We start from the raw sequence: 12,476 nt of genomic DNA, 5'->3' as shown, positions 1-12,476 counted from the left end.
CTCCCGCGTCAATTCCTGCATCGTATTGCCGCCCACAAAGCCTTCGGGCAAACTGCCCGCCGTTCGATTCCGACCTGGGAAAACACTCATGCACGCCATCATGCTCAAGGCCAAGCTGCATCGCGCCGAAGTCACCCACGCAGTACTCGATTACGAAGGCTCTTGCGCCATCGACGGCGAATGGCTGGAGTTGTCCGGCATCCGTGAATACGAGCAAATCCAGATCTATAACGTCGACAACGGCGAACGCTTCACCACTTACGCGATTCGTGGTGAAGAAGGCTCGCGCATGATCTCGGTCAACGGTGCTGCCGCCCACAAAGCCAAGGTCGGCGACCGCGTGATCATCTGCGCTTACGCTCATTACAGCGAAGCCGAGCTGCTCAACTTCAAGCCGCGCATGCTCTACATGGCGCCGGGCAATGAACTGAGCCACACCAGCAATGCCATTCCGGTCCAGGTCGCCTGATCGAACCGACATCCTGTCTTTTTCCCGTTTGTCGGACTGCTCCTGACTTCAATGTTAAAAAGTACCGGAAACAGGTCAGACAAAGTCAAGACAGATCAAGGCGCGGGGTTTACTGTATTCGCCCTGCGCCATGAAATCGTGTCGACGCAGTTGACCGGACGCCGACCCGCAGCGCTCCGGGATTTTTAGTGTCCAAAAAGCCGTTCAAGTAAAAAGGAAACCCGCAGCGATGGCGTACTACCGCACTCCTCAAGACGTGACCGCTCTGCCCGCTTGGCAGGCGCTGAATGATCACCGCCAAGCCATGCAGGATTTCAGCATGCGCGAAGCCTTCAATGCCGACCCGCAGCGTTTTACTCAATTTACTCTTAGCAGCTGCGGACTGTTTCTCGATTACTCGAAGAACCTGATCAACGCCGAGACCCGCAATCTGCTGGTAGGTCTGGCCAACGAAGTCGACCTCAGCGGCGCGATCAAGTCGCTGTTCGACGGTGAAATCGTCAACGCCTCCGAAGGCCGCCCCGCGCTGCACACCGCCCTGCGTCGCCCGGTCGGCGACAAGCTGTCGGTGGACGGCGTCAACGTGATGCCGCAGGTACACAAGGTACTGAACCAGATCACCGACCTCGTGGGCCGTATCCACGATGGCCTTTGGCGCGGTTACACCGAGAAGCCGATCACTGACGTAGTGAACATCGGCATCGGTGGCTCGTTCCTCGGCCCTGAGCTTGTGTCCGAGGCGCTGCTGTCCTACGCCCAGAAAGGCGTGCGTTGTCACTACCTGGCGAACATCGATGGCAGTGAGTTCCACGAACTGACCATGAAGCTGCGTGCAGAGACCACGCTGTTTATCGTTTCGTCGAAATCCTTCAACACCCTCGAAACCCTGAAGAATGCCCAGGCAGCACGCGCCTGGTACCTGGCTCAGGGTGGTTCGGAAGCCGAACTGCATCGTCACTTCATCGCCGTTTCCAGCAACAATGCCGCGGCGGTGGCGTTCGGTATTCGCGAAGAAAACATCTTCCCGATGTGGGACTGGGTCGGCGGCCGTTACTCGCTGTGGTCGGCCATCGGCTTGCCCATCGCGCTGGCCATCGGCATGTCGAACTTCAAGGAACTGCTGTCCGGTGCCTACACCATGGACCAGCATTTCCAGAGCGCGCCTTTCGAACAGAACATGCCGGTGCTGCTGGCCTTGCTCGGCGTGTGGTACGGCAATTTCTGGGGCGCGCAAAGCCACGCGATCCTGCCGTACGACCACTACCTGCGCAACATCACCAAGCACTTGCAACAGCTGGACATGGAGTCCAACGGCAAGAGTGTGCGTCAGGACGGCACCCCGGTGTCCACCGACACCGGCCCGGTCATCTGGGGTGGCGTCGGTTGCAACGGCCAACACGCCTATCACCAGCTGCTGCACCAAGGCACCCAACTGATCCCGGCCGACTTCATCGTGCCGATCGTCAGCTTCAACCCGGTGTCCGACCACCACCAGTGGCTGTACGCCAACTGCCTGTCGCAAAGCCAGGCGCTGATGCTCGGCAAGACCCTTAGCGAGGCGCAAGCAGAACTGCGTGACAAGGGCATGAGCGAAGACGACGTGCAGAAACTGGCGGCGCACAAGGTGATCCCGGGCAACCGTCCGAGCAACACCCTGGTGGTCGAACGCATCAGCCCGCGTCGTCTCGGCGCACTGGTGGCGATGTACGAACACAAAGTCTTCGTGCAAAGCGTGATCTGGGGCATCAACGCCTTCGATCAGTGGGGCGTGGAGCTGGGTAAAGAACTGGGCAAAGGCGTCTACAACCGTCTGGTCGGCAGCGAAGAAACCCCGGCTGACGATGCCTCGACCCAAGGCCTGATCAACTACTTCCGCGGCCGTCACCGCGGTTGATCTGACGCCAGACTACAGACGGTACTAACCTTGTAGGAGCTGGCTTGCCAGCGAAGCGGTGGATCAGTCGACATAAATGTTGAATGACACACCGCCTTCGCTGGCAAGCCAGCTCCTACGAGGGTCGTGTAGCTCCCCTCTTGTCGCACAACAAGAATAAGGAACCGTCATGTTCGATATCAGCACGTTCCCCAAAGCCGATGCCGTCCGCCGGTCTGCGAATTTAAGTCAAGACGACTATCACCGCCTGTACCGCGAGTCCATCGAACACCCCTCTACCTTCTGGGCCGAACAAGCCACGCGCTTTCTCGACTGGAGTACGCCGTGGGCCACCGTCCAGCGCTACAACCTGAAAACCGGTGAAGCCAGCTGGTTTGCCGGCGGCAAGTTGAATGTCAGTTACAACTGCATCGACCGTCATCTGGAACAGCGCGGCGATCAAGTCGCGATCATCTGGGAAGGCGACGATCCCGCCGAATCCGCGCAAATCACTTACAAAAAACTCCATCACTACGTCTGTCGCCTGGCCAACGTGCTGAAAAGCCGTGGCGTGAAGAAAGGCGACCGCGTCTGTATTTACATGCCGATGATCCCCGAAGCTGCCTACGCCATGCTCGCCTGCACGCGAATCGGCGCGGTGCATTCGGTGGTCTTTGGCGGTTTCTCCCCGGACTCGGTGCGCGACCGGATTCTTGATGCCGATTGCCGCACCGTGATCACCGCCGATGAAGGTGTGCGCGGCGGAAAATTCGTGCCCCTGAAAGAGAAAGTCGACAAGGCGCTGCAAAATTGCCCGAACGTCAGCACGGTGATCGTGGTCGAGCACACCCAAGGCGAAGTGAAGTGGGTTGAAGGCCGCGACCTCTGGTATCACCAGGCCCTACGCGACGTTAGTGACGATTGCCCGCCGGAACCGATGGACGCCGAAGATCCGCTGTTCATCCTCTACACCTCCGGCAGCACCGGAAAACCCAAAGGCGTGCTACACACCACCGGCGGTTACCTGCTGCAAGCCGCGATGACCTTCAAATACGTGCTCGACTACCGTGATAACGAAGTGTTCTGGTGCACCGCCGATGTCGGTTGGGTCACCGGCCACAGCTACATCGTCTACGGCCCGCTGGCCAACGGCGCGACCACGCTGATCTTTGAAGGCGTGCCGAGTTACCCGAGCAGCTCGCGCTTCTGGCAGGTCATCGACAAACACCACGTCAACATTTTCTACACGGCGCCAACCGCCCTGCGTTCGCTGATGCGCGAAGGGCCGGAACCGTTGAAGGAAACCTCGCGCGCCAGCCTCAGATTACTCGGCACTGTCGGTGAGCCGATCAACCCGGAAGCGTGGGACTGGTACTTCAATGCGGTCGGCGAACAGCGTTGCCCGATTGTCGACACCTGGTGGCAGACCGAAACCGGCGGCATCATGCTCAGCCCGCTGGTCAGCGCACAACGGATCAAACCCGGCTGCGCCACGCAACCGATGTTCGGCGTGCAGCCGGTGTTGCTCGATGAAACGGGCAAGGAAATCAAAGGCGCCGGCAGCGGCGTGCTGGCCATCAAATCCAGCTGGCCGGCGCAGATCCGCAGCGTCTACGGTGACCCGCAACGGATGGTCGACACCTACTTCAAGCCCTACCCCGGTTATTACTTCACCGGCGACGGCGCGCGACGCGATGAGGACGGCGATTACTGGATCACCGGGCGCATCGACGACGTGATCAACGTCTCTGGGCACCGTATCGGCACCGCCGAAGTGGAAAGTGCCCTGGTACTGCACGACAGCATCGCCGAAGCCGCAGTGGTTGGTTACCCCCACGACCTCAAAGGCCAGGGCATCTACGCCTTCGTCACACCCATGAACGGCACTACCCCCGACGACGAACTGAAGAAAGTGTTGCTGGCCCACGTCAGCAAGGAAATCGGCAGCTTCGCCAAACCGGACTTGATCCAATGGGCCCCGGCCTTGCCGAAAACCCGTTCGGGCAAGATCATGCGGCGAATCCTGCGCAAAATTGCCTGCAACGAACTGGACACGCTGGGGGATACTTCGACCCTGGCCGACCCGAGCGTTGTTCAGGATCTGGTCGATAAACGCCTGAACCAATAAGCCTCGCGCGGCCAGCAATGGCCGCGTTTTATGTTCGCCACTGAGTCGCCATGGAATTCATCCGTACCCGCATCGAAACCCAGATCATGAGCCTGACCGGTCTGTCCCTCGGCAAGCTCGATCTGGAAAATCCCAAAGGCGATCCCGGCCTGTTCGGCCCCGACTCGGTGAGTTGGCAAGTGCATGGCGATTTCAGCAGCATGCTGATCGGCGGCATCAGTGCCCTGATGCTGCAAGCCTTGCATCCATTGGCCCTGGCTGGTGTCTGGGACCATTCGAATTTTCGCCAGGACATGCTCGGCCGGCTGCGTCGCACCGGGCAGTTCATCTCCGGCACCACGTTTGGCTCGCGAAAGGATGCCGACTGGCTGATCGAGAAAGTCCGCACTATCCACCTGCAAGTGACGGGCACTGCGCCGGACGGGCGCCCCTATGCGGCCAGCGATCCAGACCTGCTGACCTGGGTGCATGTGGCCGAAGTCAGCAACTTTCTCGCCGCGCATTTGCGTTATCGCAATCCGAATCTGTCACTGGCCGACCAAGACCGTTACTACGGGGAAATCGCGTTGGTCGCCGAACGACTGGGCGCCCGTGATGTGCCCCGTTCGCGGCAGGAAATGGCTGATTACCTTGAGCGCATTCGCCCACAGTTGCTGTGCGATGAGCGCAGCCGCGAAGTCTTGCGACTGTTGCTGAACGCGCCCTCCCCCAGCCGTTTGGCCAAACCTTTCGGCAGTTTGATGATGCAGGCCGGCATCGATCTGTTGCCTGACTGGGCCAGTGACATGCTGGGCGTCAGCCAAAACCCGTTGCAACGCAAACTGATCCGCACCAGCGTCAATCGCAGCGCGCCGATGCTGCGCTGGGCGGTGCGAAATGGCTCGGTGCAGCGGGCTAAACGGCGGATGGGGTTGCTCACCTGAAAAGCTAAAAGCTTCGCGAGCAGGCTCGCTCCCACAGTGGATATGTGTCGAACATAAATGTGCAAACAGTTGAGATCTCTTGTGGGAGCGAGCCTGCTCGCGAAGGCAGCACCTCGGTGTGGCGCCAAGCTGTTAAACTCCCGCGCCAAATTCCCTCCTGCAAGGCGCCCAGCATGTCTTCCTTGAATCAGGCGCTGCGCGCCGCCCTCGAACATCGCCAGGACCTGCTTGCCGAACTGCATCAGCAAGGCACCGATTGCTATCGACTGTTCCACGGCAGCCAGGAAGGCGCCGGCGGCCTGACCATCGACCGCTATGGCCCGCAGCTGCTGGTGCAAAGCTTTCACCAGTCGCTGGAACGCGACTCACTGCTGCACCTGCACGAGACGATCAACCAGCATTTGGGCCTCGACACCCTGCTGGTCTACAACGACCGCTCCCGGGGCAATTCGCGCATCGACCGTGAAGACACGGTCTACCGTGCGAATGAGGCGGCGCTGGAGGATTTGGTTGGCCACGAATGGGGCCTGAATTACCGGGTTCGCGGGCGTCATGCCGGCCAGGATCCTCTGCTGTTCCTCGACCTGCGCAATACCCGTGGCTGGGTCAAAGCGCACAGCCAAAACAAAAGCGTGCTCAACCTGTTTGCCTACACCTGTGGCGTCGGCCTGAGCGCTGCGGCCGGTGGCGCCCGTGAGGTGTGCAACCTGGATTTCGCCGAGGGCAACCTGGCAGTCGGCCGTGAGAACGGTCTACTGAATCCGCAGTTGCCAGCCATGCAATTCGTCCAGTCCGATTACTTCCCGGCGATCCGCCAACTGGCCGGCCTACCAATCAGCCAGCGGCGCGGGCAGAAACTGCCGAGCTACCAACGCCTGGAACAGCGCCAGTACGACCTGGTGTTGCTCGACCCTCCCGCGTGGGCCAAGAGTGCTTTCGGCACCGTCGACCTGCTGCGCGACTACCAGAGTCTGCTCAAACCCGCGCTGCTGACCACCGCCGACAATGGCGTACTGATCTGCTGCAACAACCTGGCAAAAGTCAGCATGGACGACTGGCGCGAACAGGTGCTGCGTTGCGCAGAGAAAGCCGGGCGACCGGTGCGCGAGTGGACAGTGATGACACCGGGCGCTGATTTTCCGTCGATGGATCAGCAGCCGCCGCTGAAAACGCTGATCCTGCAGCTCTGACATTCACCCAAAAATTCAGTTAAATCCTGCAAAGCGTGGTCACTTCGGAACTGCAATCGCATGCCATACTCCAAGGCACTCCGATTCAGACAGATGAAGCCACACATGCCCAAAGGATTGATTCGCGCTATCGGCGCCTTGTTGACTGCTCTGGCCCTCTACAGCTTGCTGGGGTTTCTGATTTTACCGGGTATCGCGTTGCGGGTTGCCAACCAACAATTGGCCAACTACGCCACGGTGCCCGCCCACCTTCAGCGGATCGAACTCAACCCGTTCAGCCTGGAAGTCACCCTTTGGGGCCTGGTCATCGGCGAGCCGGGCAAAGAGCAGTTCGGCTTCGAACGCCTGTACGCCAACCTGCAAGTGGACAGTCTGTGGACCAAGGCCGTGCATTTGTCCGAGATCGAACTGGTCAAGCCCAAGACTGAAATCCTCTTCAGCAAGGACGGCAAGCTCAATCTACTTGGGCTATTCAAACTGCCAGCGAGCGAACCCACCCCCGCCGACCCGGATGCCAAGCCGTTTCCGCTGCGCATCGAGCGGATCGAATTGACCGGCGGCACCGTGCACTTTGAAGATGCCCGGCCAAGCGAACCTATCGAGTTCCTCTACGACAAACTCGACTTCGAGCTGAAAAACCTCAGCACCCTGCCCGACGACAGCGCCGACATGACCTTGGTGGCCATCGGCCCCAACGGCGGACAGGTCGACTGGACCGGCAACTTCAGCCTGATCCCGCTCGCCTCCGAAGGTAAGCTGAAAATCACCGATGGCAAGATGAAAGCCTTCTGGCCCTATGTGCGCGACGCAGTGCCCCTGGATCTCGAAAGGGGCATCATGAGCCTCAGTACCGACTACAAGCTCAATCTGTCCAAAGAAACCCAACTGCTGCTGAGCAATGTCGCTGTCAGCGTCGCGCCTTTCGCGATCAAGGCCCCGGACGGACGGCCGTTGGCGAAGCTTGAACGACTGGACATCAGCGAAACCACGGTAGACCTGGCCAAGCAACTCGTGGTGGTCGGCAAGATTCGCAGCCACAAGCTGGAAACCTGGGCCGCCCTCGAAGCCGACGGGCAACTCGACTGGCAAAAACTGTTCGCCAGCCAGCCGTCCAAACCCGCCGCCAAGGCCAAGGCTGAACCCGCCAGTACGCCAGCGGCAGCCGACTCACCCAAACCTGAACCGACGCCACCGGGCAAACCGTGGCAAGTGCTGCTCAAAGACGTGCAGCTGCGCGATTCCCAGGTACACCTGGCCGACCGCAAGGCGCAACCCGCTGTGGCGCTGGAAGTCGGCCCGTTGAATCTGGACCTGCAGAACTTCGACAGCCTTAACGGTTCGCCTTTTAATCTCAAGCTCGACACTGGCGTGGGCAAACAAGGCAAGGTTTTGGCCGACGGCGTGGTCAATCTCGCCCCGATCAGCGCCAAGCTGAAGGGGCAGACCAAAGACATCGACCTGCGTGTCGCCCAGTCCTACATCACCCCATTCATCCGCCTGGAACTGCGTAGCGGCATGCTCGGCAGTGATCTGGCGGTCGATCTGAAAAGCACTGAGCCACTGGCATTCAGCGTCACCGGCCGGGTTCAAGTCGATCAGTTGCACACCCTCGACACCCTTAAAACCCGCGACTTCCTCAAGTGGCAACAGTTGGTGCTCGAAGGCCTGAACTATCAGCACGGTGATAGCCTGTCGATCGACAAGGTCAACCTGTTCCAGCCCTATACGCGCTTCATGATCAACGAAGATCGCACCACCAACATCGATGACCTGTTGATCCCGCAATCGCCCGACACGGGCGCCAAAGCCACCGCCGCCAAACCGGCCAGCAACGACAAACCACTGGGCATTCACATCGGCGGTATCGCCATCAACGACGGCTCGGCCAACTTCGCCGACTTCAGCCTGACACCGAACTTCGCCACTGCCGTGCAACAGCTCAACGGGCAGATCGGCACCATCGACAGCCGTCAGGCAAAACCGGCCAGCGTGGATATCAAAGGCAAGGTCGACCGTTATGCACCGGTGACCATCAAGGGCGCGGTCAATCCGTTCGACCCGATGGCCAGCCTCGACATCGCCACCAGTTTCAAACGTGTGGAACTGACCACGCTCACGCCTTACTCCGGCAAGTTTGCCGGGTATCGCATCCGTAAGGGCCGGCTCAACCTCGACTTGCATTACCTGATCGTCAAAGGTCAGCTCAAGGCCGAAAACAAAGTGGTGGTCGAGCAACTGCAGTTGGGTGAAAAAGTCGACAGCCCGGATGCTGTGAGTCTGCCGCTGAAACTGGCGATTGCCTTGCTCAAAGACGTAGATGGCAAGATTTCCATCGAATTGCCTGTCACTGGCGACCTCAATAATCCGCAGTTCAGCGTCATGCCGATTATCTGGCAAACCCTGCGCAACCTGATCGTCAAAGCCGCCGCTGCGCCGTTCAAACTGATTGGCGGACTGGTCAGTGGCGGCGGTTCCGAGGACTTGGGCACCGTATCGTTCGCACCAGGCTCAAGCGATTTGAGCCAGGAAGCCGAAGGGGCGTTGGTCAAACTGTCCCAAGCCTTGAAGGAACGTCCGGCCCTGCGCCTTGAAATCGAAGGCACGGCGGCCGCCAGCAGTGACGGCCCGTTGATTGCCGAGCAACGCCTGGAACGGGAATACCAATACAACTACTACAAAATGCTCCAGCGTCGCGGTGACAAAGTCCCGGCCCAGGCCTCATTGCTGGTGGTCCCGGAAAACGAGAAAGGCCCGCTGTTGGAAGGCATCTACCGCACGCGCCTGAAGACTCAACCGCCGGCCGAATGGAAGGACCTGAGCAAGGAAGAACGCACCGCCAAAATGCGCGCCGACGTGATCAAGTTCTGGAGTACCAGTGACGTGCTGTTGCGTCAATTGGGGCAGGAGCGCGCGAGCAGCATCAAGGACTATCTGGTGGATAAAGGTCAGCTGGCCGACGACCGTGTGTACTTCATCGACGCCAACCTTGGCGAAGCGCAAAGTGACGGCCGGGTGGTGACGCCGTTGCATCTGGATGCCGAGTGATGCTCGGAAGATTGGTCAGCAGCCATCGAACTCACCACCATTTTGAGTGACCAAAAATCCATTGTAGAAGTGAGCCTGCTCGCGATGGGGATCGGACATTCCAGATAGATGTCGCCTGACACTCAGCTATCGCGAGCAGGCTCGCTCCCACAGTTGTTTTGTGCCACCCAAATAGAACAGGCCCCTGACACGATTGTCGGGGGCCTGTAATGACCACATCCTTATGGCCGTTCGCATGAACGCCTAAGAAGTGGCAGCCGTATTACTCAGCCCGTCTGCCACACCTTCTCCCGGTCCAGGCGAGAAGTCTTGCCTTACTCGGCTTTCAGGCCGTCAGCGGAGACCGCTTTGACGCCTTTGATTTTCTTGGTGATCGCCACTGCGGTGGCTTTCTGGGAATCAGTCACTGCAACAGTGGACGACAGTGACACGACGCCTTTGTTGGTTTCGACTTTGATGTCGGTGCCAGGAATGCCTTTTTCGGTCAGCAAGTCGCTTTTAACTTTGGTCGTGATCCAGGTATCGGAAGTAACTTCCTCGACCTTGGCAGCTTCACCAGTAGCCACTGTCAACGGGGCTTGAGTGGTGGTGGTCTGCGCGAATGCAGCGTTGGCCAGCGTCAGGGTCAGCGCGGTAGCAGTAGCGGCAGCGATAGCGAACTTCTTCATACGAGTAACTCCTGTTTTTCTAGAAAGTCTGCTGGTTGTCTTCGCAGCAGGGTTACTGGGTAGAGTGCGAACGCTGTGCCAACGTTGAGACAACAACTAAATCGTTATAAATCAATATGTTATAAATATTGCGAATTTTCGAAATCATGCAAAATGCATGACCAGGCAAAACTCTGCATGCAACTTGCGGGTTTTCACAAAGTTCCTAACACCCTGAATTTTTTGCCTTTTTTGCAGTAGCCAGGCATTCGACAAACAAAAAAAGCCCCGCAACCGAAGCAGCGGGGCCGTGTTGGGCGTCAGCGTTTACGAGGCGGAACTGGTGCAGGCTTTAGGTAAGTAATCTTGGTCAGCGGAACTGATACACGACCAGCCATTGGCCGCATCACGCTTCAACGTAATGGTCTTGCTCAGCACTGGCCCTGGGGCATTCAAAATCGTGCAGGTGATGGTGCCATTGCCTGTGGCCACTGCGCCGGTGACCGCGACGGTGCAATTGCTGGTCGTGGCATTACCCGCCGGCGCCACGTTGGCTACCGTTGGCGCAATGCCTTGGTTGATCGCATCTTCATACGGCACCTTCATCGCGGAAATCTCGGCCAGGCCAGCCGTCAACTTCGCCCTGGCCTGATATTTGGAATACATCGGCAACGCAAACGTCGCCAGAATCCCGATGATCGCCACCACGATCAGCAGTTCGATCAGGGTAAAACCTTTCTGAGTCTTCATAGACAAGCTCCATGCATGAGTCGAAAGCTCATGATCTGAAAGAGCATCAGCACAGCCCATGCCAAGCGCTACAGCCCTTGTTCGCGGGGCGGCGAGTCGAATCAAGGACCGTTCCTACCCCCAGGAACCGCACTATCTGACACTTTTTGTCACCTCAAGGCCGCTGGTTTGGCTCAGCGCCTTGACTAGGCTATAAGCCATGAAGAAATCAATCGGGTCACCAAGGACTGAACATGTCGGTCAAAGCAGCAAAAACAAATGTCTACGCTTGGGAAGGCACAGACAGGAAAGGCACCAAGATGATCGGTGAGTTGAGCGGCCAGAACCCGGCGTTGATCAAGGCCCAACTGCGCAAGCAAGGCATCACCCCCGGCAAGGTGCGCAAGAAATCCGCGTCGATTTTCAACGTCGGCAAACGCATCAAGACTCAGGACATCGCCCTGTTCACCCGGCAGATGGCGACCATGATGAAAGCCGGCGTGCCGCTGTTGCAGTCGTTCGACATTATCGGCGAAGGCTTCGATAACCCGGCCATGCGCAAACTGGTGGACGAGTTGAAACAGGAAGTCGCGGCGGGTAACAGCTTCGCCGCGTCCCTGCGCAAAAAGCCGCAGTATTTCGATGAGCTCTACTGCAACCTGGTGGATGCCGGCGAGCAGGCCGGCGCTCTCGATACTTTGCTGGAACGGGTGGCGACCTATAAGGAAAAGAGCGAAAGCCTGAAGGCAAAAATCAAGAAAGCCATGACCTACCCATTGGCCGTGGTGTTTGTCGCGATCATTGTCACGGGGATTCTACTGGTCAAGGTGGTGCCGCAGTTCGAGTCGGTGTTCAAAGGTTTTGGTGCCGAACTGCCTGCCTTCACGGTGATGGTCATCGGCCTGTCGGCGTTCATGCAGCACTGGTGGTGGGTGATGCTCGGTGTGCTGATCACGGCGATTTTCGGCGTGCGCCACGCTTTCAAGAAATCCCCGGGCTTTCGCGACTGGCGGGACACCTGGCTGTTGAAACTGCCCCTGATCGGCACGCTGATGTACAAGTCTGCCGTGGCCCGCTACGCCCGAACGCTGTCGACTACCTTTGCCGCCGGCGTGCCATTGGTCGAAGCATTGGAGTCCGTGGCCGGTGCGACCGGCAACATCGTGTTCAAGCGTGCGGTCCTGCGCATCAGGCAGGACGTGTCGACCGGCATGCAACTGAATTTTTCCATGCGCACTTGCGGCGTATTCCCCAACATGGCGATTCAAATGACGGCCATTGGTGAAGAGTCCGGCGCACTGGATGCCATGCTTGACAAGGTCGCGGGCTTCTACGAAGACGAAGTAGACAACATGGTCGATAACCTCACCAGCCTGATGGAACCATTCATCATGGTCGTGCTGGGTGTTATCGTCGGGGGCCTGGTGGTTGCGATGTACTTGCCCATCTTCCAACTCGGCTCAGCGATCTGA

9 protein-coding genes are annotated in these 12,476 nt (G+C 58.7%); 7 read left to right on the top strand and 2 right to left on the bottom strand.

All coding sequences use genetic code 11. The features are described from left to right. Window positions 1-88 precede the first annotated feature (88 nt). From panD to KGB06_RS11550, 6 genes are all read left to right on the top strand, one after another. A complete protein-coding gene (gene panD, locus KGB06_RS11575; protein WP_223515639.1) occupies window positions 89-469 on the top strand; it encodes an aspartate 1-decarboxylase in 381 nt (126 codons plus the stop codon). A gap of 229 nt (window positions 470-698) precedes the next feature. Next, complete coding sequence (pgi, locus tag KGB06_RS11570; RefSeq protein WP_223515637.1) at window positions 699-2,363, top strand: glucose-6-phosphate isomerase; 1,665 nt, start codon at window positions 699-701, stop codon at window positions 2,361-2,363. Window positions 2,364-2,532: 169 nt separating this feature from the next. Next, entirely contained in the window at window positions 2,533-4,470 is a 1,938-nt protein-coding gene (gene acs / locus KGB06_RS11565; RefSeq protein WP_223515634.1) for an acetate--CoA ligase, read from the top strand. A gap of 50 nt (window positions 4,471-4,520) precedes the next feature. After that, window positions 4,521-5,393, top strand: coding sequence for an oxygenase MpaB family protein (locus KGB06_RS11560; RefSeq protein WP_223515631.1), 873 nt, complete (start codon window positions 4,521-4,523; stop codon window positions 5,391-5,393). 173 nt (window positions 5,394-5,566) lie between these two features. Next, the gene (locus KGB06_RS11555) at window positions 5,567-6,583 is read left to right on the top strand and encodes a class I SAM-dependent rRNA methyltransferase (RefSeq protein ID WP_223515628.1); all 1,017 of its coding nucleotides are present in this window, start codon (window positions 5,567-5,569) and stop codon (window positions 6,581-6,583) included. Between the two features lie 60 nt (window positions 6,584-6,643). Further along, entirely contained in the window at window positions 6,644-9,628 is a 2,985-nt protein-coding gene (locus tag KGB06_RS11550; RefSeq protein WP_223515625.1) for a DUF748 domain-containing protein, read from the top strand. Between the two features lie 314 nt (window positions 9,629-9,942). On the opposite strand, the gene KGB06_RS11545 is transcribed toward KGB06_RS11550, so the two are convergent. Continuing rightward, complete coding sequence (locus KGB06_RS11545; RefSeq protein ID WP_223515622.1) at window positions 9,943-10,296, bottom strand: BON domain-containing protein; 354 nt, start codon at window positions 10,294-10,296, stop codon at window positions 9,943-9,945. Between the two features lie 306 nt (window positions 10,297-10,602). Continuing rightward, the gene (locus KGB06_RS11540) at window positions 10,603-11,025 is read right to left on the bottom strand and encodes a pilin (protein ID WP_223515619.1); all 423 of its coding nucleotides are present in this window, start codon (window positions 11,023-11,025) and stop codon (window positions 10,603-10,605) included. A 233-nt stretch (window positions 11,026-11,258) separates the two neighbouring features. Here KGB06_RS11540 and KGB06_RS11535 point away from each other — a divergent pair, with 233 nt between their 5' ends. Next, window positions 11,259-12,476: a type II secretion system F family protein gene (locus KGB06_RS11535; protein ID WP_223515616.1), complete on the top strand. Its 1,218-nt coding sequence runs from the start codon at window positions 11,259-11,261 to the stop codon at window positions 12,474-12,476.

Origin of the sequence: Pseudomonas sp. GL-B-19 (assembly GCF_019956415.1) — a bacterium.
Classification (GTDB): Bacteria; Pseudomonadota; Gammaproteobacteria; order Pseudomonadales; family Pseudomonadaceae; genus Aquipseudomonas.
This window is presented reverse-complemented; position numbering and strand designations above follow the sequence as displayed.